General features: G+C 61.3%; 21 protein-coding genes and 4 pseudogenes. 6 read left to right on the forward strand and 19 right to left on the reverse strand.

Going from position 1 to position 23731, the window contains the following annotated elements:
- Positions 1 to 38 precede the first annotated feature (38 nt).
- The 10 genes from EUB48_RS15155 to EUB48_RS15200 form a co-directional block, all read right to left on the reverse strand.
- Positions 39 to 1493 carry a sulfatase family protein gene (locus EUB48_RS15155; protein ID WP_142819922.1) on the reverse strand — a complete coding sequence of 485 codons (1455 nt, stop codon included), beginning with the start codon at positions 1491 to 1493 and terminating at the stop codon, positions 39 to 41.
- Between the two features lie 44 nt (positions 1494 to 1537).
- A complete protein-coding gene (locus EUB48_RS15160; protein ID WP_142819923.1) occupies positions 1538 to 2329 on the reverse strand; it encodes a GntR family transcriptional regulator in 792 nt (263 codons plus the stop codon).
- Complete coding sequence (locus EUB48_RS15165; protein WP_142819924.1) at positions 2326 to 3936, reverse strand: GMC family oxidoreductase; 1611 nt, start codon at positions 3934 to 3936, stop codon at positions 2326 to 2328. The genes EUB48_RS15160 and EUB48_RS15165 overlap by 4 nt, the downstream gene beginning before the upstream one ends.
- A gap of 12 nt (positions 3937 to 3948) precedes the next feature.
- Complete coding sequence (locus EUB48_RS15170; RefSeq protein WP_142819925.1) at positions 3949 to 4899, reverse strand: PDR/VanB family oxidoreductase; 951 nt, start codon at positions 4897 to 4899, stop codon at positions 3949 to 3951.
- Positions 4900 to 4916: 17 nt separating this feature from the next.
- A complete protein-coding gene (locus tag EUB48_RS15175) occupies positions 4917 to 6368 on the reverse strand; it encodes a Rieske 2Fe-2S domain-containing protein (protein WP_142819926.1) in 1452 nt (483 codons plus the stop codon).
- A 27-nt stretch (positions 6369 to 6395) separates the two neighbouring features.
- Positions 6396 to 7847 (reverse strand): NAD-dependent succinate-semialdehyde dehydrogenase, encoded by a 1452-nt coding sequence (locus EUB48_RS15180; RefSeq protein ID WP_142819927.1) that lies wholly within the window; start codon positions 7845 to 7847, stop codon positions 6396 to 6398.
- Positions 7848 to 7967: 120 nt separating this feature from the next.
- Complete coding sequence (locus EUB48_RS15185; protein WP_244618215.1) at positions 7968 to 9215, reverse strand: MFS transporter; 1248 nt, start codon at positions 9213 to 9215, stop codon at positions 7968 to 7970.
- Positions 9216 to 9448: 233 nt separating this feature from the next.
- Positions 9449 to 10249: an ABC transporter permease gene (locus EUB48_RS15190; protein ID WP_142819928.1), complete on the reverse strand. Its 801-nt coding sequence runs from the start codon at positions 10247 to 10249 to the stop codon at positions 9449 to 9451.
- On the reverse strand, positions 10246 to 11235 hold the full coding sequence (locus EUB48_RS15195) for an ABC transporter substrate-binding protein (protein WP_244618216.1): 990 nt from the start codon (positions 11233 to 11235) through the stop codon (positions 10246 to 10248). Before EUB48_RS15195 ends, EUB48_RS15190 begins: the two co-directional genes overlap by 4 nt.
- A gap of 95 nt (positions 11236 to 11330) precedes the next feature.
- Positions 11331 to 12212 (reverse strand): ABC transporter ATP-binding protein, encoded by an 882-nt coding sequence (locus EUB48_RS15200; RefSeq protein WP_142819929.1) that lies wholly within the window; start codon positions 12210 to 12212, stop codon positions 11331 to 11333.
- 173 nt (positions 12213 to 12385) lie between these two features.
- Between EUB48_RS15200 and EUB48_RS15205 the strand changes: the two genes are divergently transcribed.
- From EUB48_RS15205 to EUB48_RS15215, 4 genes and pseudogenes are all read left to right on the forward strand, one after another.
- Positions 12386 to 12742, forward strand: a complete 357-nt coding sequence (locus EUB48_RS15205; protein WP_142819930.1) for a YidH family protein — start codon at positions 12386 to 12388, stop codon at positions 12740 to 12742.
- Positions 12739 to 13074 (forward strand): DUF202 domain-containing protein, encoded by a 336-nt coding sequence (locus EUB48_RS15210; protein WP_142819931.1) that lies wholly within the window; start codon positions 12739 to 12741, stop codon positions 13072 to 13074. The genes EUB48_RS15205 and EUB48_RS15210 overlap by 4 nt, the downstream gene beginning before the upstream one ends.
- Before the next feature lie 199 nt (positions 13075 to 13273).
- Positions 13274 to 13363: pseudogene (locus tag EUB48_RS22055) on the forward strand (transposase); the annotation flags it as partial.
- Between the two features lie 6 nt (positions 13364 to 13369).
- Positions 13370 to 14008 (forward strand): annotated as a pseudogene (locus EUB48_RS15215) (transposase); the annotation flags it as partial.
- Here EUB48_RS15215 and EUB48_RS15220 read toward each other — a convergent pair.
- Positions 13970 to 14407, reverse strand: a pseudogene (locus EUB48_RS15220) (transposase); the annotation flags it as partial. The pseudogenes EUB48_RS15215 and EUB48_RS15220 overlap by 39 nt on opposite strands.
- A gap of 212 nt (positions 14408 to 14619) precedes the next feature.
- Here EUB48_RS15220 and EUB48_RS15225 point away from each other — a divergent pair.
- Both EUB48_RS15225 and EUB48_RS15230 read left to right on the forward strand, forming a co-directional pair.
- The gene (locus EUB48_RS15225; RefSeq protein WP_142819933.1) at positions 14620 to 15357 is read left to right on the forward strand and encodes a type IV toxin-antitoxin system AbiEi family antitoxin domain-containing protein; all 738 of its coding nucleotides are present in this window, start codon (positions 14620 to 14622) and stop codon (positions 15355 to 15357) included.
- A complete protein-coding gene (locus EUB48_RS15230) occupies positions 15354 to 16268 on the forward strand; it encodes a nucleotidyl transferase AbiEii/AbiGii toxin family protein (protein ID WP_142819934.1) in 915 nt (304 codons plus the stop codon). The genes EUB48_RS15225 and EUB48_RS15230 overlap by 4 nt, the downstream gene beginning before the upstream one ends.
- 78 nt (positions 16269 to 16346) lie before the next feature.
- On the opposite strand, the gene EUB48_RS15235 is transcribed toward EUB48_RS15230, so the two are convergent.
- The 8 genes and pseudogenes from EUB48_RS15235 to EUB48_RS15265 all read right to left on the reverse strand — a co-directional run bounded on the left by EUB48_RS15235 (position 16347) and on the right by EUB48_RS15265 (position 23656).
- Complete coding sequence (locus EUB48_RS15235; protein ID WP_142819935.1) at positions 16347 to 16652, reverse strand: hypothetical protein; 306 nt, start codon at positions 16650 to 16652, stop codon at positions 16347 to 16349.
- A 192-nt stretch (positions 16653 to 16844) separates the two neighbouring features.
- Positions 16845 to 17177 carry a hypothetical protein gene (locus EUB48_RS15240; RefSeq protein ID WP_142819936.1) on the reverse strand — a complete coding sequence of 111 codons (333 nt, stop codon included), beginning with the start codon at positions 17175 to 17177 and terminating at the stop codon, positions 16845 to 16847.
- The gene (locus EUB48_RS21400; RefSeq protein ID WP_168226754.1) at positions 17174 to 17338 is read right to left on the reverse strand and encodes a hypothetical protein; all 165 of its coding nucleotides are present in this window, start codon (positions 17336 to 17338) and stop codon (positions 17174 to 17176) included. The genes EUB48_RS15240 and EUB48_RS21400 overlap by 4 nt, the downstream gene beginning before the upstream one ends.
- 362 nt (positions 17339 to 17700) lie before the next feature.
- Positions 17701 to 18557, reverse strand: a pseudogene (locus tag EUB48_RS22060) (MFS transporter).
- On the reverse strand, positions 18484 to 20625 hold the full coding sequence (locus tag EUB48_RS15250) for an acetate--CoA ligase family protein (protein WP_142819937.1): 2142 nt from the start codon (positions 20623 to 20625) through the stop codon (positions 18484 to 18486). The pseudogene EUB48_RS22060 and the gene EUB48_RS15250 overlap by 74 nt, the downstream one beginning before the upstream one ends.
- A 123-nt stretch (positions 20626 to 20748) precedes the next feature.
- Positions 20749 to 21486 (reverse strand): SDR family NAD(P)-dependent oxidoreductase, encoded by a 738-nt coding sequence (locus EUB48_RS15255; protein ID WP_142819938.1) that lies wholly within the window; start codon positions 21484 to 21486, stop codon positions 20749 to 20751.
- A gap of 7 nt (positions 21487 to 21493) precedes the next feature.
- Positions 21494 to 22480 (reverse strand): oxidoreductase, encoded by a 987-nt coding sequence (locus tag EUB48_RS15260; protein WP_142819939.1) that lies wholly within the window; start codon positions 22478 to 22480, stop codon positions 21494 to 21496.
- A 12-nt stretch (positions 22481 to 22492) separates the two neighbouring features.
- Positions 22493 to 23656, reverse strand: coding sequence for an acyl-CoA dehydrogenase family protein (locus EUB48_RS15265; protein WP_142821330.1), 1164 nt, complete (start codon positions 23654 to 23656; stop codon positions 22493 to 22495).
- Positions 23657 to 23731: the final 75 nt, after the last annotated feature.

The raw sequence follows: 23731 nt of genomic DNA on the forward strand, positions 1-23731 counted from the left end.
CCTTTTTTGGTCAGTCTTTCGAATGGATTGATTTCCGTTTAGTCGAAGTTGTGCGCTGCGCCCGGAGCCGGCGAGAAGCCGAGGTCGCCCCGTGCAATCACAGCTTCTCGCCCACCGAACTTATTCAACAACTCAGCCTGGCGAGCCTTGGCCCTGCGATCGACTTCGTCAGGGTCGCACATGGCCAACAATCGCTGCCGACACTCCTTGAGCGCTGCGGCGTATGCGGGCTGAGCCGACACATCCGTGAGCTCCTCCGGATCCGCCTCAAGGTCGAACAACTGGGCCGGATATCCCGCGTATTGGATGTACTTGTAGCGGCCGTGCCGAATCATGAATGAGCCTGTGGTTGAACCCATGCCGTGGTATTCGACCATGACGTTGCGATCCGGCTGCTCTCCCTTTGCCATGTCGAATAGAGACGTACCCGGAAAGCCCTCGCGCAACTGAGGATCCAGCTCACCCACCGCATCGAGGACGAAGGGGTACACATCGACGTGACTGACCGGCGTTTCGATGACGTTGCCGGCCGGAATGTCGGTGCCGGCGATGATCAACGGAACCCCAGCGGCCTCTTCGAACATTGTTGATTTACCCCACAGGCCGCGCGTGCCCATGTTGTCACCATGGTCGGCCGTGTACATGATGCGGGTGTTATCGGCCAAGCCCGCGTCCTCAAGAGTATTCATTACTTTGCCGACGTTCTCATCGAGGAACGAGCACAGGCCGTAGTAGCCAGCGATGGCCTTCTTGACCGTCTCTTTGTCAAAGTAGTCGTCGTAATTGAAGGAGTTGCGATAGTCAACCAGGGACGGGTAATTCGGCCGTTCGGACTTCTCGTAAAGCTTGGGCATCGGCAGATTCTGGTTGTAGTAGCGGTAGTAATGTTCGGCCGGCGCCGTCAGCGGGAAGTGCGGGCACACCAACGACACGAACAGAACCCATGGCTTGTCGCTCTGGCGCTGTGCCGCCTCGCGCAGCCAGATTTGAGCCCGCGACACGATCTCGCGGTCGTAGAACGTGTACTGGCTTTCGCCCGGACCGGCGAAGCGCTCCATCTTGTAGGCACCCTTGCGAACGGGCAAGTCGCTGCGCACCAGACCCATTAAGTCGCCACCCTGGATGACGTGCATCGGGATGATTTCCTCCGTGAAGCCATGGTCCACATAGGACAAGTCGAAATGCAACTTACCGATCGAAACGACGTCGTGGGTGCGATCGCGCAGGACGTGATGCCAGCTGGGCACACGGCCGTCGTAAGGGTCGGCGTTATCCCAGTAGCCAACCTGATGGATGTATTTGCCAACGGCAAATGACGCACGCGCCGGAATGCACACCGGGCTGGTGCAATAGGCACGTGAGAAGCGCGTACCGCGCGCCGCGAGCGCATCCAGGTTGGGGGTTTTGACGATATCGTGGCCGTAGCAGCCAAGCGCTTTTGGCGAATGCTCGTCCGACATGATGATGACGAGATTTTGCGGTTTGGTTTTCATTTCAACTCCTGTGCATTTCATTTAATAGGGAGGCAGCGACGTGGTCAGGCGCCTGGCGATGAAGATGGGTGTTCCGGAAACTGGAGCACACGCGAATTGGGGGCGATAAAAAATTCCTGGTAATACACGCAGATGTCGCGTCCGGCACGTGTGTTCGCCCGCATGAAGATTCCGGATGTCCCGTGCGGCACCTCGATGTGGTCGCAGGCCTCGTCATCAAAAGTGGCGATGCTCACGAGATGTGTGATCTCGGTGATCGGTAGCAGGCATTGGCTGGCGATCACCTGCTTGAAATTGGCGCCGTGGAGCTGCTTCATTGGCATGTCCCACAGCCGTTTTAGCAGCGACCGGTCGGCATAGAAGCGGGAGAAGATCTTGAACTCGTCGTTGACGTTGATGACGCGATCGAGCCGCATCACCTCACGGCTCTCGTTGCCAAGATAGCGTGTCCACGGCCCCGTCTCATCGACCACGACACGCTGGGTCGCCTTCGAGTAAATCGGCAACAAGGTCTTGCCGTCGTCCGCGACAAAGCGGCAGTGCCAAGGGTCGTGCAATTCTCGCTGCCTTTCGGCGACGAAGCTGCCCAGACCATGTTGGCGCACCACCAATCCCTGCTCCGCCAGTTGACGAAGCGCGCGCTGCACAGTGCCGAGGCTGAACGGCGTCAGCGCTGTCAGTTCCTCCTCGGCAGGCAGGCGGTCGCCCGGGCGCCACAGTCCGCGCTTGATAGCTTCGAGCATTGCGTTGCACAAGCGCTGATACTTGGGCAGCCCGCTGCGATCCTGCTGATACAGGTTTTCGAAAACCTCAATGTGGCGAGCTTCGGCGTTCATGGTGTTTTTCTCCTGTCTTCCTTCATCATATCGGCCGCTTTCTCGCCGATCACCATGGCACCTGCGTTGGTGTTACCGGACAACAGCAGCGGCATGATGGACGCGTCGACCACACGCAGGCACGTCACGCCACGCACCTTCAGCCGCGGATCGACCACCGAGGTTGCATCGTCCCCCATACGGCAGGTCCCGACCGGGTGGAAAATCGTGGTCGCGTACTCGCGCACGAAGGCCAAAGTCTCTTCGTCCGAAGCCACGCCTGGTCCGGGCCGGTATTCCTCGGCAATGTACGGGGACATCGACCTGGAGGCTGCAACCCCGCGCGCCAGCCGAAAGCCAGCCAGCATCATGTCTTCGTCTTCCTTGGTGGACAGGTAGTTAAAAAGAGCTGCCGGCGCATCACGCGCGTCACGGGAACGGGCGTTCACTTCGCCGCGACTCGTCGGGCGCAGATTGCACATCGACACTGTGAAGCCCGAGAAATCATGCGGCTTGCCGGCCGTCATGTCAGCGCTGATGGTTCCGAAATGGAATTGCACGTCCGGCGTCCTGGCCTGCGGCACCGCCCGGGCGAACATGCCACCGAGCTGAATGCCTGCCGCCACCGGCCCCTCCTTGCGAAAGATCCAGCGCATGCCGATCTTCGCCGTGCCCCACAGCGTTCGCAACTCGTCGTTGGTCGTGATCGGTTTGGTGCATTTGTAGATCAGCCGCGACTGCAAGTGATCCTGCAGGTTCTTGCCGACTTGCGGCGCGTCATGGACCGGCTGGATCCCGAGGGCGCGAAGATGGTCTGTATCACCAATGCCTGAAAGCTGCAGCAATTGCGGTGACTGGAACGCTCCGGCACTCAACACGACTTCGCAGTTGGCCCGCGCCTCCAACGCTTGGCCGCCGCGCACATAGCGCACGCCGACGGCGCGCTTACCCTCGAATATCACGCCGGTGGCGTGTGCATCGGTTTCAACGACCAGGTTGCCACGCGCCCGCGCCGCAGGCAGGTAGGCTTTGGCGGCCGAGCAGCGCAGACCGTTGCGGGTGGTGAGCTGGAAGTAACCCACACCCTCTTGGTGCGCCCCGTTGAAGTCGTCGGTACGTGGAATACCAAGTTCGCCGGCGCCATTGATGAAGGCCTCGACCAGTTCGTTCTTGCCGCGGATGTTGGACACGCTCAACGGGCCGTCGCCCCCATGGTATTCGCTGGCCCCGCGCTCGTTGCGTTCCGAGCGCTTGAAGTACGGAAGGATGTCGGACCAGCCCCAGCCGGTGTTGCCGAGCGCGGCCCAAGCGTCGAAGTCTTCGGCCTGGCCGCGGATGTAGACCAGCCCGTTGATCGAGCTGGAGCCGCCGAGCGTGCGCCCACGCGGCTGATAAATCTTGCGACCATTCAGGTGGGGTTCGGGCTCGGAGTAGAACTGCCAGTTGTTTTTCGGGTCGAACATCGTCTTGCCGTAGCCGATCGGGATGTGGATCCAGATATTGCGGTCCTTCGGACCGGCCTCCAGCAGCAGTACGCTGGTGCGACCGTCTTCCGCCAAACGGCCCGCGAGAGCACAGCCCGCCGAGCCGGCGCCGACGACGATGTAGTCAAAGTTACGCATAGTCAAACCTTTTTAGTTCTAAAGATCGAGCACCAACGGTCCTTCCGCTACGCGGGCGCAGCAGATCAGGACGAACTCTCGGCGCTCTTCGTCGCTCAGCACGAAATCGGTGTGCTCGGGACTGCCGCTGAGGTAGCGCACCTTGCAGGTGCCGCACATCCCGGCCTCGCACGACGATTCGCAGGCAACGCCGGCGTCGCGCACCGCCTGCAAAATAGACTGCGACGGGTCTACGTGGATCGTGTTCCCCGAACGCTTGAGTACGACATCACAGCCGCTCGCCGGCATGGCCCGAGTCGGGACGTCCGGATCGGCTCCGAAGTATTCGAAATGCACGGTATCGGGCGGCCAGTGCCCGGAGGCATCCTTCACCGCCTTCATGAACCCGGCCGGGCCGCAAAAATACAGGTGGGTGCCGGGTCGGTATTCGCGCAGCAGGCTCGCCATGTCCAGTCCCTTGCGCCAGTCGCCGCCATCGTGGTGCAGATGTGCCCGGCCTGCGGCAGTGTCCTGCCCCATGCGGCCCGCAAACGCAGTGCGCTCGGGAGTCTGGGTACAGTAGTGCAACTCGAAGCTGTGGTCGAGCCGCTTGAGTTGCTCCATCATGGCCAGGATCGGCGTGATGCCAATGCCGCCCGCGAGCAGCACGGCATGGCCGGATTCCGATGCGAGCGGGAAAAAGTTGCGAGGCTCGGAAACCTCGATCAGGTCGCCGGCGTGAACATGCTCATGCATGGCACGCGAGCCGCCCCGCCCACCCGGCACGTCGAGCACGGCAATACGGTAGTGGTAGCGCTGCCACGGCGGATCGCACAGCGAATACCGCCGCGTCAGGCCGCCGGGCACATGGACGTCGATGTGCGCGCCCGGCTCGAACGCAGGGAGCTCGGCTCCAGCGGGGTCGACGAGCTCGAAGGAGAGAATGCCTTCGGCCTCGAAAGTGGTCGAACGAACGCGCAGCGTCAACATATCCTTCCCCTTGTGCCTCAGGCCGTTGCGCCGCGCATCTCGCGGCGCATGACGCTGCGCGCGCTGGCGCCACCGTCGAGTTCATCGAGTTGCTGGCGCACGTGCGCATCGCGCTGCTCCGCGGGAAGATCGTCGGCCGAGCGCATGATCTCGAACACACGCTTGCCCAGGCTGAGAATCAGCTTGCGGTCCTCCGCGGAAGGCAGTTCAGGGACGTGCAACACCGAGTCCTGCGCGTACAACGGCAGCGAGCTTCCGGCGGCGGTTAGCCGCTCATACAGCGCGTCCGGCGGTGTTTTGCCGCGCACCGCCTCCCGCAGCAGCTTGCGACACATATAGACCCCAATATCCGATGAGCCAGGATGCTCGAGCGCGTGAATCGCGATGGGTCGCTGGCTGACGAGTGCCTCCCAGTCACCGGGTGCGCGCTGACCTTCGTCATAGCTGCGGTTGCCGGTTTGTCCTACCAGGAAGTCAATCTTGTCCACGCCGCAGTCGGCTTCACAGCCGATGCCGGCCGGGTCGACCTCGCTGTTGAAATGGCGAAAGCCGAAGATGATCATGTGCGTATCGTCCACCGGAACGTTCCAGCGCGTGCAGCCCGAGGTCCCATGGCGCTCGGTAGCGGCAGTGGGAACGAGCGAGCCGATCTGCAGGTAGTTGGGGAAGACCATCTCGGTGATACGCACCCAGACCTTGTCATCCGGCAGGCGGCGGCCGGCGATGAAGACAATGCCGTTGCCACTGCGCGTGGCCTCCCATTGCATGACCGGCATGTCGCCGAAGCCCTCGAGCGAGACGCCGTCGGCGGTCGCCGCGTCGACGCCTTCGACCACCATCTTGTTGTGCAGCACGGCGGTGTGCATATGGTCCATGATATTTTCGAACACCTGGAGCCAGTTGCAGGGGTAGATGTTCGAGAACGGCACCATCTTCGTGCCCTTGGGCAAGGTATAGGTATCGTATTCGGGGAACGGCGGCTTCTTGTCGGGTGGGCCCATATAGGCGAACACCAGGCCGTCGCGCTCGAACGCCGGATAGGCGCCATGGCAGACCGTCTGCTTGAGACGCGTGGCATCGGCCTCGCACGGCGCGTCGAGCAACTCACCGTCAACCGCATAGTGCCAGCCGTGGTAGCAGCAGCGGATGCCGTGCTCGGCGATCACGCCGAATTCAAGCGAGGCGCCGCGATGAGAGCAGTGGCGATGCAGCACACCGACGTCGCCGCTCTTGTCGCGGAACGCGACCAGGTCTTCACCCATGATGCGGATCGCCTTCGGCACGTCGGTCAGCTCCACCGACAGGCATACCGGCTGCCAGAACTGCCGCATGTATTCACCCATCGGCGTGCCCGCGTTGGAACTCGTAAGTTCCGCGTCGTGGGCAGGAACGTCTCGCTTGTTGTAGCCGTTGAAGCGGATCGGCTGGGTTTTGGCAGAGGAACTGGTGTTGGGGCTTGCGGTACTCATTGATATCTCCTGGCTGAGTGGGGTGTTTCAAACTGCGGTGTTCAATTGACTGACAAAACGGGTATGCAGATAGGCGTCGAGTCCTTCAGGGCCGCCTTCGGATCCGAGGCCGCTGTCCTTGCCGCCTTCAATCGGTACATCGGCCAGTTGCGGCGTGAAGTTGTTGATGCCGACCCACGCGGCCTCGATGCGTTCGGCAAATTCCGCGGCGCGCTCCAGCCGGTTGGTAAACGCGTAGGAGGAGAGGCCGAGATTGACACTGTTGGCGCGCGCGATCACCTCGTCGAACGATTCGAACAGCATGATCGGCGCGACCGGACAGAACGGTTCCTCGGACAGGATGCGCGAGGACTCGGCGACCTGAGTCAGCACCGTTGGCGCGAAGAAATAGCCCTCGCGACCAATCCGCTCCCCGCCGGTCTCTATGCGGGCACCCCGCTGACGAGCGTCTTCGACGAAGCTCTGGGCTGCGCGCAGGCGCCGCTCGTTGTTCAGCGGACCCATCTGAGTATCGGACGCCATGCCATCGCCGACGCGCAGCGATTTGGCCATCGCGGCGAAGCACTCGGTGAATTTCGCCGCGATGCCCGCATGCACGTAGAAACGGCTGGGCGACATGCAGACCTGGCCGGCGTTGCGGAACTTGAAGCCGACGCAGGCGCGCGCGACGCGCTCGACGTCGACGTCGTCGAACACCACCACCGGCGCGTGCCCTCCAAGCTCCATCGTGACCGGCTTCAGATGCTGCGACGCCATGGTGGCAAGCAACCGGCCGACGGCCACCGAGCCGGTGAACGAGATCTTGCGGATCACGGGCGAGGCAATCAGGCGCTCGGAGATTTGTGCTGGCACGCCAAACAACACGTTGAGTGCGCCGGCCGGAACGCCGGCATCGACAAAGGCGCGTACCAACTCGATGCAGATCGCGGGCGTCTCCTCCGGCGGCTTGAGAACGACGGTGCATCCGGCGGCCAGCGCCGCTGCGATCTTGCGTGCGGCCAGAAACGCGGGGAAGTTCCACGGAACGAAGGCCGCGACAGGCCCCACTGGACGCTTGAATGTCATCTGTGACAGCAGGCGCGACCGAGGTGGAAAAACGCGTCCGTAGGCGCGCTTTCCTTCTTCCGCGCAGTAGAGGATGGCCTCGATAACGCGGTCCAGTTCGCCCTGCGAGTCGGCCAGCGGTTTTCCGTTCTCGAGCGTCAAGATCGTGGCCAGCGTGTCGCGACGTTCGTCAATCAGCGCCGCGGCACGTTTGAGGATCACATCGCGATCCCAGGCACTGGTCTGCGACCAAGCCGGGAAGGCCCCTGCGACTGAGCGCAAGGCGTCGGCGATGTCGGCTTCGGTCGCGACCGGCAATTGCCCGATCTGCTGCCCATTCGCCGGATTGATGACCGCAGTGACGCTGCGCCCCTTGGCCCCACGCCATTCGCCACCAACGAACAATGCGAGTTCGCTCGGGTATATGCTTTTCATGCGACCTCCTGTGGCAATTCACACTTTGGCTTGGCGATCTTCATCTGCACCTCACTTGTCGGGATAAAAGGTAAAACCGTGGTCACCGTTGCGGCTATTCGCCGGCGCAGCATGACCTTCTCATGTAGCCTTGACCATGGTGGGCAGGGCTCGCGCAGCAAAACGACGCTTGCTCGCTTCCGGATTGATAACGAGGAAGCCGATCACGCTCACAGCGATGGCCAGGATGGCGGCAACCACAAAGCCGGTGTCGTAGCCTGCTCCAGGCGTGGCAGCGGTTTGAATGAACTCCCCCATCAGTGCCGGCGCAATCAGGCCTCCGGTGGTAGCAAGGGCGCTATTGACGGACATCATCCCTGACCTTTGGCTGTCGGGAATGATCTCGGCCACGATCGTCGAACTCAAGACAAAGCAGAGCTGCGGAAGATTGAAGCCGATCGCCAGAAGTATCACTTTCAGCAGAGGCTGCTGCACGGCATAGATCGACAACAAGATGAATACACCTCCGAGCAACACGAAGCCGCAGCTCAGCCACCCTCGTGCGCGCACCGAAGCCACCCCGCGCTTGAGCAGGAACTGTGACAACCAGGAACCGCCAAGCACGATCGGAATGTTGATTCCTGTAAAGAGCATGAACATCCAGCCAGTCTCGACCGTGCTGTAGTGCAGCACCGTGCTGAGGTACGACGGTATCCACGTGAACATTACTGCGAAGATCCAGTAGGTGGTCCAGTACAACGCCATATTGACGAGGAACGTCCAGTCCGTCAGCAGGGTCCGGTACGACACGTGCGCAGTGTGCGCAAGGTGGACGCGCGCCGCGTCATCGTCGCTGGTCACCCGACCCTCGGCGCCGAGAATGAACCACACCACCATCCAGACGAGACTGGCAACGCCCAGGAACATAAATGCCGCATGCCAGCTATGGCGAATCAGGATGTAGGTCAGCACCGGACCGGAAATCAGGAGGCCTACGGTCACGCCCTGGTAGATGATCGCCGACGGCAGATTGCGCCGGTCATTCGGGAACCACTTGTAGCTGGCATGCAGGGCCAGCGGATACGCAGGCCCCTCGCCCACGCCGAGCATGATGCGAGAGAAAAAGAGCAGCGGGACCGAAGCAACAAAGGCGAGCGGAAACTGGGATATCCCCCAAATTGCCGCCAGCACCAGGAGTACGGCCTTGGACGACGCGCGGTTGGCAATGAAACCAAAGCCAATCGCCGAAATGGAGAACAGCAGAAAGAAGCTACTGGCAATCAGACCGAATTCGGCCGGCTGGATGTGCAGTTCCGCCATCAGCGGTTTGGCAACGATACCAAGGATCGCCTTGTCCATGAAGTTGATCATCATGAACAGTGCCAGCATGATGGTCACCACCCAGCCCCGCAAATTGGAATTGCTACTGCGCGACATATTTAACTCCGACGGAGGATGGTGAGGCAGACAGTGCGTTTACCTGGGCATTCATGCAATTTCCTATGCGTAGGTGATCCGGAATTCGATGCATGAACTGTAGTCCTATATAGTTCAAAAATCAAGTGGTTTTGCATAGGATTTACCCATGATTACGAATGCGCACCCTGCGCGGCGCGCATCGCTTACCTCCCCTTCCAATGAACGATCTTGTTCTCGGTCGCGGTCAGGGCAAAATTGAGCACCAGTCCAATAAGGCCGATCAAAACGATGCCTATGAAGACCACCGGAATCCGAAAGAGTTGCGCCGCGTCAGAAATCATGAAGCCAAGGCCCGACTGGGCACCGACGAGTTCGGCCGCCACGACGACAGCCCAGCTCAGCGCCATCGCCACCTTCAGCCCGGTGAAGATATGGGGAATGGCCGAGGGCAGCACAACGCGCCAGAATATCTGAAGCTTTGTCAGGCCGATCGACTCGGCCGCCCGATAGTAGGACATCGGGACCGCAACCGCGCCGGCGTGCGCACTGACGAACGAGTAGTTGAACGCGGTGAAGACAATAAGCACAACCTTGCCTGTTTCACCGAGTCCGAAATACAGGACGGCCATGGGAATGAAGGCGATCGGTGGAATAGGCCGAATGAAGGCCATCACAGGCGACATCATGGCGCCGACAACCTTGTTGTAGCCACTGAGCAATCCAAACGGAACGCCAATCAACACGCCGATCACAAACCCGGCCAGCGCACGGAAAAGGCTAGCCTCTATGTGCACCCACAGAGGTTTTCCCGAGTACCCGTTTTCCACCAATCCGACCAGTTCGTTGCCCATGGCCTGCGGCGTCGGCAAAAGTCCGGGACCAACCAGGCCGGACATGGTGACTGCGGCCCATAACGCGAACAGGAAGACGACGGCCGCGATCGAATAGGCGACCAACGGGACGGGTTGCCGACCTGCTCTTTCGACTGCAATGCTGTGGTTCATTTGCCTTCTCCTTTCATGTAGCGCTGGATCGGTGTCGGATCGATCGACTCGGCGAGGACCTTCGCGCTCAAGGGTGCGGGGATCGTGCCGACGGAGGCAAGCGCCTGGCTGACGACGAGAAGCTTGTGCGCAAGCCCGGCATCGCCCTTCGCCGAGAGCGAGTACGGAGATTTCGGATCGGCCTGCTGCTCCAGGGTCGGGATGCGTGAAAGCTCCTGGTCGACGACATGCTTGGCCACGTCCCGCGTAACCGACAGGTATTTCACCAGAGCATCGATCGCCAGCTCAGGGTTTTTCGCAATCATGTCCATCGCCTTTGCGTGCACCTGGACCAGCTTCAAACCCACGTCGGGGTGCTGCGTAAGAAAGTTGGCGCGAACGCTGGTCAGTCCGGGACATACGCCACCATCGGGCGAGTAGTCGGCGGCCCAATTCACAATCGGGTAACCCGCCGCCTGCAGCACGCTCGAATAGGGCGACCAGGCGATCCCGGCCTGGACCGATCCGCTCTTGAATGCGTTGTTGTAGAGCGGCGGAGCAATGTTGACGACGTTGAGGTCGCTGTACTTCATCCCCAGCTTCTGCGCCATCAAGACCATGGAAACTTGCGCGCAGGTGCCCGAGGGTGCGGCGATGGCCTTGGCCTTGGCAATGTCCTTGAAACTCTTGATCCCGCTCTTGGGGTCGACGATCAGCCCTTCGGCCGCCGAGTGGTCAAGACTCCAGTAGATCACCTTGAGGGGGATGTTCTGGCCCAGGGCAAAGACGGTCGCCATGCCCGTCGTGATGACATCCAGACTCTCGCTCTTCAGTCCGGCCAGGAGCGGCGCTCCCGACGGAAAGAAAAAGAAATTCGGCTCCAGGCCGACCTCTTTGAACAGTCCATGATCCTTGGCCACGTACAGCGCGTAGTAGTCGGCTGTTGGCACACCCCAGTTGATTTTCAACAGGTTCGCTTGCGCCGGCGCCACCTGAGCGGAAGCCACGACTGGAAAAACCATTGCCGCTGCGAATAACAAGGCTGCAGCGGAACGTAGACAGTGAAATATTGACATATCCGATCTCCGGTAAGTTGAAATGATCAAGCGGCCTTGGCGTTGACGCCACGGCTCCCGCTGCTGGCATAAACCTCTTCCTGGACGGCGTGCAGGAGTTCACGCTGCAACTCGACAAACTCGGGTGTGCTGAGGAAGTCGGCGTCGCGTGGCTTCGGTGCGTGAACATCGACTGACAGCTTGATGCGCCCAGGGCGGCGACTCATCACGAGAACTCGATCCGCGACAAAGATCGCCTCCGATACGTCATGCGTGATGAAGAAAATCGTCTGCTGATGCTGCTGCCAGAGTTGCAGCAGAAGCTCCTGCATCTGGATACGGGTTTGGTAATCGAGCGCACCAAACGGCTCGTCGAGCAAAAGAACCTTGGGCTCGGAGATAAGGGCCCGCGCGATCTGAACCCGCTGCTGCATGCCACCCGATAGCTGGTACGGGTAATGACGCTCGAACCCCGCAAGACCCACCTCTTGCAGAAGATGCGCGGCGCGCGGCGCATACGTGTCACGCGAAATCCCCCGGCACTTCACACCGAGCGTAACGTTGTCGAGGACGTTCAGCCATGGAAACAGCGACGGCTGCTGAAACACGACGGCACGATCCGGACCCGGACCATCAATCAACTGGTTGTCGAGCAACAGCGAGCCCGTGCTGGGCCGCTCAAATCCGGCGATCAGGTTTAGCGTCGACGACTTGCCGCATCCGGTAGGGCCCAGCACCGTCACGATCTCTGCTGCCTTGATGTCCACATCGAGGCGGTCCAGCGCAAGCGTTTGATTACCCGCCCGGCCCGCACTACCGTAAGTCTTGCTGACCCCCTGAAACGATATCTTCACCGGCGCACGCTGACTCGCGCCCTCAGACAAAGTTGTGTCTTTAACCAGTGAAGGGTAATTACGATGGATGGTCATGCTGTCTCCTGCTGTGATGCGGGGCCGTTAATTCATTGCAAATGCGATTTATCAACTATAGTCCTATATAGTTATTAAAATCAAGCCAAACTATATAGGACTTACCCTGATGTCGCCCCCTCCACACAAACCTATGTGTGCGGCGCCATAGAGGCGGAAAAAAGGAACACTGAATGCGCGAACCCCAATGGCGTCAAGAGGGCGAGGAGCCGGATTACCGGTTTTCACTGGCCAACGAGCGCACCTTCCTGGCCTGGATCCGTACCGCCCTGGCGCTGCTGGCCGGCGGGGTCCTGCTCGACCAGTTCTCCACCAAGCTCGGCCCGCACCTCGTGGTCGTGATCCTCGCCATCATTCTGGGCGCACTGGCCGCCGTGCTTTGCGCGATGGCCTACGTGCGCTGGCGCGCCAACGAAATCGCGATGCGCCACGCACGCAGGCTGCCGGGCACCATGGCGATCCCGCTGATTTCCGTGGCCCTGCTCGGCATCGCCGCGGTGATTGCGCTGTTGCTGGTGTTGCAGGCGTGACTCTCCCGCCAGCCGAAGCGCTGCGGCCTCGGGACCCCGGACTGCAGGCCGAGCGCACGGCGCTGTCGTGGAACCGCACCGGTTTGTCGGTCCTGGCCAACGCCCTGCTGGCGCTGCGCACGGGCTGGGCGAGCCGGGACGCCCCGATCACCATCCTCGCCTTCGTGCTGCTGGTTGCGGCGGGGGCTGCCGTCCTCTATGGCGCGTGGCGGCGCCGGCACTTGCTGAATCGCCGCGGCGTGGTCGGGCCGCCCGCGATCGCGATCGCCGCGGCGGCCGCCGTCACCCTGATCGCCTGCGCCACCGGGATCGCCTCCATTCTGGTGCGCTGAGGAGCGGTTGCGGGCGCACGCATAGAGAAATGCTTGCGGCTTGGCATCCGGCGCAAAGGGCATCGGGACGGTGTTTGCGCAGAACCCGCCGAGGCAGCGTGAAGCCAATGGAGAGCCGTCGCCGATCAGCTGCGCTGCAGTTCCCCAAGCTCAGCGCCCTGATGACGAGGCCAAGAACGATGTGCCGGCGTTAGTGACGTTTGCGGGGGCACACTGGCATCAGATCTACTCGACCAGCCCGCTGGAGCGGCACAACGCCGAGATCAAGCGGCGCACCGACGTGGTGGGCAGCGACGGCGGCTGGTGGATCATCGACGACACGGGGTTCCCGAAGAAGGGCTGTCATTCGGTCGGCGTCGGCCGCCAGTACTGCGGCATGCTGGGCAAGCAGGACAACTGCCAGGTGGCCGTGAGCATCTCCCTGGCAAGCAATGAGTGGCCTGCAAACGACGCCGAGCGGAGCAAGTACGTTCTGTCCACGCTACCCGAGGAAACACCGATCAACGAGTTGGTCAGCGTCGCCCATCAGCGCTGGCGCATCGAGCGCGATTACCAGGATCTGAAGCAGGACTTCGGCCTGGGGCATTACGAGGGACGAGGCTGGCGGGGGTTCCACCATCATGCCGCGTTGAGCATCGCTGCCTACGGGTTCCTGATGGCAGAGCGCCTCGTCACCGACAAGTCCCTCGGCGGTAAAAAAAACTTCATCAACCGCCAGGTGCCTGTCCTTCCCGAGGATTACATCCCCCGTGGCAGTCCTGCGCGCACAGCGGCGCGTGGCAACCTCAATCACAACACTGCGCCATCGACTAAGCTATCAGCCGATCGCTCAACTCGGGCAGTGTCCCTGCTGCGGCAGAGCAAACGCAAAACTGCTCTTGTGACAGTAAGAATAGTGTGCCGTCCCGCTGATTCCTGCGCAAAGTCTTTGTAGCTTGGCGAGGATGGGATCGGCGGTGGCGGTCCAAACAAAGGGTTTGCAGTTCTGCTTGCAGTGATCCACAAAATGATGAATCCGACCGATCAGCTCGTTAACACTGCGATCCGATCCGCGCTTGATGGCGCGTTCGGTGATCAGGGCAAAGAAACGCTCCACCATGTTGATTCACGAACTGTGGAGGGAGTGAAGTGCATGTGCCAGCGCAGGCGCTGTGCCAGCCAGGCTTTGACCTTGGCATGCTTGTGGGAGCTGTAGTTGTCCACGATAACGTGAATGTCCGCTCGGCTGGCACGGGCCAAATCGATGGCGCGCAGGAATCCGCTCCTGATGCCGGTGGCGCGGTTTGCACTCGGCCAGCACCGCACCGTTCATGACATTGAGCGCGGCGAGCATCCACCAACGGGCAGCGCGTTGCAGCCTCGAACGAAGGTCGCGGCTGCATGAAGCCCCACATCGGCGCTACCGAACGCCCGCTGGAATTGCTTTGCGGACCGACCCGGGTTCAAACAGAAACTTGATATATTTTATCGAATCGTAGCTCTATTACGATTAATTCCATCAAACAAAGCTTGCCATCATCTTGAAATGATGGTAAATATCGTAGCATGGGTACGACTAATCGAACCAAGCTAAATTCACTCTACCGGCATTGGACGCCTGGGTGCCCGCTGACCTCCGAGGACTTGGCTGCCCGGGGTATCTCGGCGGACCTGGCGGTCCACTACGTGCGAGCCGGCTGGATGACGCGGCTGGTGCGCGGCGTCTACAGTCGGCCTAACGATGTGCTGGCGTTGCATCCCTGCTTGATCCTGCTGCAACGCGGCATCGAAGGCTTGCATGTGGGTGGCAAATCGGCGCTCGACTGGTATGGGGTCAGGCACTATGTGTCGCAGCAATCCATGCTGCATCTGTACGGGTGGGTGGCGGCCCGCCTGCCCGACTGGTTCACCGAGCGCTTTCCGGCCGAGTACCACCGCAAGCGCCTGTTCGACGAGGCGCCGGACGCTCCGCTGCAGGCCGGTCCGTTCGAAAAGCGCAGCGGCGCGCCTAGGGTGTCGACACCCGAACGTGCGTTGCTGGAAGTGCTCAGCGAGGTAGGCGTGCGCCAACCGCTGCAAGAAGCCCGCGAACTCATGGAGAGCGTGTACAGCCTGCGCGTCGATGTGCTGCGCGCGTTGCTGCAGCACTGCTCCAGCGTGAAGACGGTGCGGCTTTGCCTGCAGCTCGGACGAGAACTGTCCCTGCCCTGGGCTGCCAAGCTGGATCCGGCCCAATTGCCGACCGGCAGCGGCCGCGCCTGGGTGTCGCGCTCTGCGGATGGGCTGCTGGTGCTCAAACCATGAACCAGATCTACCTGGACACCGCTCGCCTGCTGACGCAGGTCGCGCCGTTCGTTTTCGTGGACGGCACTTTTGCGCTCAAGGGCGGCACGGCAATCAATCTGTTCGTCCGCGACATGCCTCGCCTGTCGGTCGACCTGGACCTGGTGTTTCCCGACCACAGACTGCCCCGCGAGGCGGCGCTGGCCCGCATCAACGAGGCCATCCGGCAGTCCGCCACACGCTTGAAGGCACGTGGTTTCCAGACCCATGCGATCGCAGCGGCCGACGCCGGCGAGACCAAGCTGCTGGTGCGGCGCGCAGGGATCGAGGTCAAGATCGAGGTGAACTTCGTGATGCGGGGCACAGTGCATCCTGTGCGTATGGCGAGCTTGACGCCCATGGCCCGCGACACGCTGCTGGCGGATCTGGAGATTCCGGTCGTCTCGCTGGAGGACGTCTACGGCGGCAAACTCGTCGCGGCCATGGACCGGCAACATCCGCGCGATCTGTTCGACGTCATGCAATTGCTGGCACACGAGGGCATCACTCCGGGCATCCGACGCGCCTTCGTGGTCTACTTGGCCAGCCACAACCGGCCGGTGCACCAGGTGCTGTTCCCGGCCATACGCGACATCCGGCAGGAGTACGAGCGCAATTTCAGAGGAATGACTGCGGAGCCGGTGGAAATCGAGGCGCTACTAGCGGCGCGTGAGCGCATGGTGCAGGAACTCCAAGCCGGCTTGGATGCGGATGAGCGCCGTTTTCTGCTGTCACTGGTTGCGGGCCGACCGGAGTGGTCATCGTTGGGCATCACGCATGCCGAACATCTGCCAGGCGTCCGTTGGAAGCTGCAAAATCTGGAGCAACTGGCGCGCAAAAGCCCAGAGAAGTTTGCCGAGCAGGCCGACGCACTGGCGCAACGGCTGGGTTAACGAACGCTAGCACGAGAAAACGGGTTCGGTTATCCGAACCAGACGCCCGAGGACCGCGAGGCGAAGGCTCAGCAGGTCCTACGTCAGCGCAATCAGTTGCTCAAGCAGGTGAAGAAGAAATATGGTCGTGGGCTGCTGGGTTTCATGTGCAAGTTGGAATACGGTGAGCATCGGGGCTTCCATCTGCACACGTGGTTCCTTCTGAATGGCCACGAACATCAGCAGACCATCGGCATCGGCATCGGCGACGACGTGGATCGCATGTGGCGGACCATCACGATGGGCGAAGGACACCACTTCAACTGCGCCAGGAGCGACCGGTACCGGCACCGCGGCGTGGGGACGTTGAGCGCCGACGATTCGGGGATCTGGACTGGCATCCATTTGCTGCTCGTGTAGCGCCTTCGTACGCCATGGTTTGCACTTGGTGTGACATGGGGGGCTTCTTTCATGAGAAATGCACATGGCTGCGCCGCTGAGGGAGATCAGCAGCGACAGACCGGTGCGGGGGTTAAAGGGAAACGGAGAGAGAAATGCCGATCAGGGGAACTCGGCGGGGAGACAGGCTCAGGGTCTTCAGGCGGGCTGGTGGCTGAAGCTGTGGCCGCAGTCCAGGCAGCGGCAGTTGCCCAGGATGGTCTCGTCGACGACTTCGCCCAAGACAGCGCCCATGGCGCAGCCGGCCGCGCCGACGAACAGCGCACCGAGCACGGCGCCGGCGATGGCGCCGAGTACCGAGCCGCCCGGCCCGGCAACCATGCCGGCCACGGCACCGAGTTCGACACCGCTCAGGGCGGCCGAAGCGCCGCTGGCGGCACCGGCAACGGTCCCGAGGGTGGCACCGGCCTTCTTGCCGAGGTCTCGGGTTTCAAGGCGCGAGGATTGGCATTGGGGGCAGATCGGTGTCATGGGTGAAGACTCTCGTGATGGCTCCCAATCGGGCGGGCCCGGCGTTCGTCGCGCCGGACCTTGGCTATGTACTGGATCAAGCTGATGGCCGAGATGGCACCGCCGGCGAAGGCGATGACGAAGGCGGCAAGATTCTCGAAGGGTGAGTTGTACGTGGTCATGGAACTCCTTGATTCCCGAGGGAACGGTTGAGGGGGGAACGTGATGGCATGGCCCAGGGCCAACGTGACCTGGAACGGTAGCCCCCGGAACACGCAGCAGCGGGTGGATAGGGGCTTTACAACGCCACTGTCACCATGTCAGGGAGGTGATATGTAGCCCAAAATTTCTGGGTTCGCGGGAATGGGATATGCGTACGACGTCAACTTGCGGCGAGAGTTGGCCGCGGTCAAATTCAAGCGGGAAGAGATGAAGACGGCATGCACTCCAGACAGGGCTGCTGGGGCGCTGCCAGGCATCGCGACATAAATGCCCGACTCGGCCTGGGGTGGCCAAGCCGGGCGGACGACGATCTATTGAGAACTCAACTTACCCAAAGGGGGATGGGGTTCGATGGAGCGACCGGGGAAGGTGCGCGCTGCTCCTCCGCGGCCAGATCGTCGAGCACAATGCTTTTTTCGCGCGCGGTAAGCCATTTCGCATCCTGAGGTGTGTCGGAAAGGAAAGAGAAAGCAACGAATCCCAGGATGACTGCCGGTATTCCCTCAAACAAAAATAGCCACTGCCAGCCATGCAGGCCGTGCAGTTCTGCCATATGAACCATGATCCAGGTTGACACGGGCCCGCCAATGATTCCCGCCGCGGCGGCACCCATCATGAAGAAGCCCGTGACACGGCCTCGGCGCTCGGACGGAAACCAGTAGGTCAGATAAAAAATGACACCGGGGAAAACCCCGCTTCGGCCGCCCCTAGAAAAAAGCGCATGACGTAGAACATGAGAGGCGAGTTCACGAACATCATCGCGCTCGAGATCAGGCCCCATAAGACCATGATGCGCAATAACGTTCGACGCGCTCCGATCCGCTGCATCAAAATGTTGCTCGGCACCTCAAAGAGCACATAGCCGACGAAAAAAAGCCCTGCCCCAAAGCCGTAGGCCGCTTCGCTGAAACCCAGATCACTCATGAACTGGAGTTTTGCGAAGCTGATATTCGCCCGATCGAGATACGAGACGATGTAGCAAATGATAAGAAACGGCATGAGCCGCAAGGTCACTTTCCGGTAGGTGTGCTCGACTTCAGATTTGGATTGCATCTCCGTTATTGAAGGGTACGATTCTGCTATTGGCATGTGATGCTCCGAATAATTATTTGAGCCGAGTTGCAATGTCTTCGACGATCGGCTTCGCCAGTGCGTCACCGGACCTGACGCCGTCGCCATCTTTCATGACGAAGAGGGGATTGATATCGAATTCCTGCAAGACATCTCGCAGATCGATGGCCAGAGCCGACAAGCGCATGAGGGTCTCGACCAGTTCTTTCACATCCGCCTTAGGGCGATCTCGCGCGCCGTCCAGGATGGCAAAAGAGCGCAGCTCACGCACCATCGCTTCCGCTTCCGAGCAAACGATCGGTGCCAGGCGAAAACTCACGTCTTTCATGACCTCGGCGAAAATGCCGCCGAAGCCCACCATGACAGCCGGGCCGAACAGCGGATCGTTGTTGATGCCAAGGATCAGCTCGTGCGCTTCGCTGACCATTTCCTGCACCAGCACGCCGTCGAGCGCCGCCTTCGGTGCATAGGCCTTGGCGTTCGCTGTGATTTTGTCGAACGCTGCGGCCACAGCCGCAGCGCCCTCGACACGCACGCGAACACCCCCAGCTTCGGTTTTGTGCGGAATGTCGGCCGACATGATCTTCATGACCACGGGCCTGTTCATGGCGGCGGCCATGCGCACCGCGTCCGCTGAACTGGTAGCGAGCTGCTCTTGCGTGACGCTGATGCCGTAGGCACTCAACACCTTCTTGGCCTCGAACTCCGTCAGGTCCGTGCGGCGGCCAAGCAAGGCCTTGCGCGCCTCGGGCTGATGGATGACGAGCGGTTGTTCACTCAACACCTTCGCCACGCGGATTCGCGCCTCCGCGAAAGCCCACAATGCGCTGGCGCCGCGGGCACAGCGGACCGGGGACTGGTACCTCGGAATGCCGGCCTTGTCCAGAATGTCGTAGGCGCCTCCCACACTGGCCGGATCGGCATTCCAGGCAACGAGGATCGGAATATGGCGCTCCTCGGAGATGCGGACAATTTCGCGCGCCAATTCGACCGCCAGCTTGCCGCTGGCGGCAGCCAGTGCCAGCCCGATCATGTCAACGTTCGGATCGTCCGCCAGCCTTTCCAGCGTCACCTTGAGCAGGCTGGCGTCGCTGAGCAAACTCGCGGTCACATCCAGCGGATTCGCAACCGCGGCGAATGAAGGGAGCACCTGCTTGAGGGCGGTCACGGTGCCTGGGTCGAGGGGCGGCAATTGCAGGCCGCCGTTGGCGGCACCGTCGGCCATGGCAATGCCGGCGCCGCCCGAGATCGTCACGACAGCCAGGCGGTTGCCTTTGGGCAAACGTCTAGGCAACAGCGCCTTGGCGCAGTCCGCAAGGTCACCGACATCGTTGACTTCGATGATTCCGCTTTGTCGGAACGCGGCGCGATAAAGCGCCATCGCTCCGCCGAGATTGGCCGTGTGCGACGCAGCCGCTTTCGCGCCGGCTTCCGACGTGCCCACCTTCCAGATGAGCATCGGTTTGCCGGCGCTCAGCGCACGCCGGCCGATCGACACGAGCCGGTGCGCGTCCTGAAATCCTTCGACATAGCCCGCGATGACGTGCGTATCGAGGTCATCGATCATGGCGTCCATGAAGTCGAGCGAGGTCGTCACAGATTCGTTGCCGGTGGAGACGTAGTGCCTGAATCCGATCCCTTCCTGGCTGGCCAGCATCACGATCGAGTTACCGAAGGCGCCGCTCTGCGACGTGAGGCTGAGGTGACCGCGCGGATAAGTCAGGCCGTAGGGGGCCCCGAAGCCAACGTGGATGCCATCGCTGATATTCATGTAGCCCTGGCAGTTCGGACCGATGACGCGCATGCCGAACGACTGCGCAATGGCCGTGATATTGCGTTGCGCCTGAACGCCTTCCTCTCCGGCCTCGGCAAAGCCCGACGAAAGAATGACCGCAAATTTGCATCCCTTCTTGCCCAGCTCGGTCAGCGCATCGGGAACACGTTTGGCGCCGACCGCGATCACCGCGACATCCGGCGCGCTGGGCAGCGACGCGACATCGGGGTAGCACGCATACCCTGCGACCTCCTCGTAGCGCGGATTGACCGGCAGGATTTCACCCGAGTAACCCTTGTCCTTGAGGTGCGCGATCGGTTGCCCGCTGATGGAGGCCAGATCCTGCGAGGCGCCAATCACGGCAACGGAGCGCGGCTTGAAGAACAGATCGAATGCAGACATGAAGGACTCCTGATAACCGGGACATTCTTGCTACCGATACGCCTGTTGCGTTGTGGCTGGCTGCTTGGGTGATCGGGGCGGCGTGGGAGTGAGTTTGCCGGGGAAGGGTGTCGCCCCGCACCGTTACGCTCTGCGCATCAGGCTGTAACTTTGCGCTGTGGGCCCCCGATCGGGCTGGGTTGCAAGGAACATCGCCAGCGGTACGACGTCCTCTGGTTCCTTGATCCACTCTTGGGGAGGAAAGGACTGCTCGCCAAAGCGGGTCATGGCGGTTTTCACCGGCCCCGGAATCAGCTCGTTGACGCTGATATTGAATTCCTCCAACTCAACGGCCAGCACTTGCGCCATCATCCACAGTGCGCTCTTGGAGCTGGCGTAGGCCGACAGCCCCGGCATCGCGCGGTGGCGGCTGCCCGATCCTGTCACGATGATCTTCCCCGCACCCCGTGCACGCAGATGCGGGATGGCTGCATGCACAGTGTTGTAGGCGCCCACCAGATTGACCTCAATGGTTTCACGCCACTGTGCCGGATCACTCTTTTGCAACTTGCGCCCTTCGCCCGCAGTGCCGGCGTTGGCGAGCACGATATCGATACCGCCATAGGTGGCGACCGCGTGGTCGAACAACGCAAGCATCTGGGCATGCTCGACCACGTCAGCGGTAAAGATGCTCGCTCGGCCACCGGCCTTCTCGATCAGCGCAAGTGTCACTCCCAGTTCACCCTCCTTGCGCGCGCTGCACACCACGGCTGCGCCGGCTTGAGCGTAGGCAACAGCAATGGCGCGGCCGATACCGCGCCCCGCACCGGTGATCACGGCGACTTTGCCGTCGAGTGGTCTGGTCTGGGATATTTCACTCATCGAATTCTCACTTGCTCATGTCAATTACGGTGCGTCCGCGGGTCTGCCCTTCCAGCATGCGGTCCAGATAGGTTGGCAGTTCATCCATCTGGATGACGTGAGCAATCTGCACCAGATGTGCTGGCCGATATTCGCGGGCGATCTTTTTCCAAACCTGCTCGCGCACCGGCATGGGTGAATTGGCGTTGATGCCTAGCAGGCGGATGCCCCGAAGAATAAAAGGAAGCACCGTCGTTGCCAATTCGGCACCGCCCGCATTGCCGAAGGCGGCAATCACACCGCCCGGCTGCACTGTGCGGGTCAACCAGGCCAATGTGGCACCGCCCACGGAATCAATTGCGCCAGCCCACTGAGCTTTTTCCAGGGGTTTCGGGTTTTCCTGTGGCGCAAGCCGTCCGATGATATTGCTCGCGCCAAGCATCTTCAGATACGGTGCCTCGCTCTCTTTTCCGCTCATGGCGGTCACCTGGTAGCCGCGCTGGGTGAGCATGTCGATGGCCACACTGGCCACGCCGCCGGTCGCGCCATCGACCAGTACGGGGCCTTGACCGGGTTCGAGCCCGTTGAGCTCCATCAGATGCAGCGAATAGCCCGCGGTGTAGCCGGCTGCTCCTATCACGGCTGCATCAAAAAGACTCAGCCCCTCGGGGATGCGAAGCACCCAGTCGCCCGGTACCCGTGCGACTTGCGAATGCCCGCCATCATGGTCAACCCCAATGCCGAACCCATGCACGACGACTTCGGCACCCTTCTTGAAACGTGAGTCGGCCGACTCCAGCACGGTACCTGCCAGATCAATCCCGCCGATGCGGGGCCAGGTGCGGATGATGCCGTTCAGGCCCTTGGATGCAAGTGCATCCTTGTAGTTGATACTTGAGTAGGCGACTTTGATGGTGACGTTGCCGGGGCTGAGGTCGTCAACGGACAAGTCGGCAAGCTGGCATACCGGTGCGCCGTCGCCGGCCAGCAAACGAAAAGCTTTGAAGTTTTGCATATAGGTGTGAGATCAGGGTCTAAGACTGGATTTCAGGATTCGCCGCGCCAGTGTTGCGCGGTGCAGCTCCGACGCACCGTCATAGATGCGGAACGGCCGCAGTTCACGAAGAATCAGGGAGACCGGCGTGTCTTCGGACATACCGAGTGCACCCATCATTTGCGCAGCGCGGTCGGCCACCCGGCCCACGGCCTCGGACACAAACACCTTGGTCATGGCCGACTCGTGTTTGACCGATTCACCGGCATCCATCTTTGCCGCCGCATGCCAGGTCATGAGTCTGCAGGCGTGCAGGTCGATGTGTGAGTCAGCCACCATGGCCTGGATCTGTTGCAGGTCGGCCAACGGCTTGCCAAAGGAAAAGCGTGTCTTGACATACTCCTGTGCGATCCCCATTGCGCGAGATGCGCGTCCAATAAACCGCATGCAGTGCGAAAGGCGCGCTGGCTCCAGCCGCAGCTGGGCGTAAGCGAGGCCTTGCCCCACCTCACCCAGCACCGCGTCGTCGGTCACCTCGCAGTCATGGAGCTCGATCTCGCCGTGTCCGCCGATCTGAAAGCCGTCAATGCTCGGGATGTTCCTGACGACCCGATAGCCCGGGTTGTCTGCGTCCACGATGAAGGTGGTTGCGCCTTCAGCGGTTTGGGCCAGCACAATGGCAAACGCGGCATCCACGGCACCGCTGATGAACCATTTGTGTCCATCGATCACCCACCCACCCGGCCGGCGTTGGGCGGTGGTTTTCAGCATGGACGGGTCAGAGCCCGCGCCGGGCGCAGGTTCGGTCATGGCAAAGCAGGAGCGGATATCGCCCCGGATCAGCGGCTCAAGGTATTTGGTACGCTGCTGTGGCGAGCCTTGCTGGATCAAATTGATCATGTTGGGCTGGTCAGGCGGCGCGCAGTTCATGGCGATCGGCCCGAGAAAGCTGCGGCCCGCTTCTTCGAGTACGACGGCACGGTCGCGCCATGACAGGCCAAGCCCCCCCAACTCGACCGGGAGCTGCGGCGCGTAGATACCCGCCGTCTTGGCTTTCTCGCGCAGAACATGCGCGACGCGATCCAATGCCTGAACGTCATGCGCCAACTCGATTCGCTCGCGCGGAATTGCTTCGCTTTCCACGAAATGACGCACACGGTCCCTGAGTTCCAGCAGCTTCTCGCTGTGGCCAAAAATATTGGCTTTTTTTCCTTGCACGGACCTCTCCTCGAAATCAGCAAATTCCATCATCGCTACGTCCGGCATAGTTCG

Source organism: Rhodoferax sediminis (assembly GCF_006970865.1).
Lineage (GTDB): Bacteria > Pseudomonadota > Gammaproteobacteria > Burkholderiales > Burkholderiaceae_C > Rhodoferax_A > Rhodoferax_A sediminis.

Bases quoted from the DNA above. Each gene is read 5' to 3' on its own strand.
- EUB48_RS15200 (WP_142819929.1), bottom strand. From the start codon at position 12,212: ATGACCATCCATCGTAATTACCCTTCACTGGTTAAAGACACAACTTTG.
- EUB48_RS15230 (WP_142819934.1), top strand. From the start codon at position 15,354: ATGAACCAGATCTACCTGGACACCGCTCGCCTGCTGACGCAGGTCGCG.
- EUB48_RS15180 (WP_142819927.1), bottom strand. From the start codon at position 7,847: ATGAAAAGCATATACCCGAGCGAACTCGCATTGTTCGTTGGTGGCGAA.
- EUB48_RS21400 (WP_168226754.1), bottom strand. From the start codon at position 17,338: ATGACCACGTACAACTCACCCTTCGAGAATCTTGCCGCCTTCGTCATC.
- EUB48_RS15250 (WP_142819937.1), bottom strand. From the start codon at position 20,625: ATGTCTGCATTCGATCTGTTCTTCAAGCCGCGCTCCGTTGCCGTGATT.
- EUB48_RS15175 (WP_142819926.1), bottom strand. From the start codon at position 6,368: ATGAGTACCGCAAGCCCCAACACCAGTTCCTCTGCCAAAACCCAGCCG.
- EUB48_RS15235 (WP_142819935.1), bottom strand. From the start codon at position 16,652: ATGGATGCCAGTCCAGATCCCCGAATCGTCGGCGCTCAACGTCCCCAC.
- EUB48_RS15160 (WP_142819923.1), bottom strand. From the start codon at position 2,329: ATGAACGCCGAAGCTCGCCACATTGAGGTTTTCGAAAACCTGTATCAG.
- EUB48_RS15170 (WP_142819925.1), bottom strand. From the start codon at position 4,899: ATGTTGACGCTGCGCGTTCGTTCGACCACTTTCGAGGCCGAAGGCATT.
- EUB48_RS15240 (WP_142819936.1), bottom strand. From the start codon at position 17,177: ATGACACCGATCTGCCCCCAATGCCAATCCTCGCGCCTTGAAACCCGA.
- EUB48_RS15260 (WP_142819939.1), bottom strand. From the start codon at position 22,480: ATGCAAAACTTCAAAGCTTTTCGTTTGCTGGCCGGCGACGGCGCACCG.
- EUB48_RS15255 (WP_142819938.1), bottom strand. From the start codon at position 21,486: ATGAGTGAAATATCCCAGACCAGACCACTCGACGGCAAAGTCGCCGTG.
- EUB48_RS15225 (WP_142819933.1), top strand. From the start codon at position 14,620: ATGGGTACGACTAATCGAACCAAGCTAAATTCACTCTACCGGCATTGG.
- EUB48_RS15155 (WP_142819922.1), bottom strand. From the start codon at position 1,493: ATGAAAACCAAACCGCAAAATCTCGTCATCATCATGTCGGACGAGCAT.
- EUB48_RS15205 (WP_142819930.1), top strand. From the start codon at position 12,386: ATGCGCGAACCCCAATGGCGTCAAGAGGGCGAGGAGCCGGATTACCGG.
- EUB48_RS15185 (WP_244618215.1), bottom strand. From the start codon at position 9,215: ATGCTGGCACTGTTCATGATGATCAACTTCATGGACAAGGCGATCCTT.
- EUB48_RS15190 (WP_142819928.1), bottom strand. From the start codon at position 10,249: ATGAACCACAGCATTGCAGTCGAAAGAGCAGGTCGGCAACCCGTCCCG.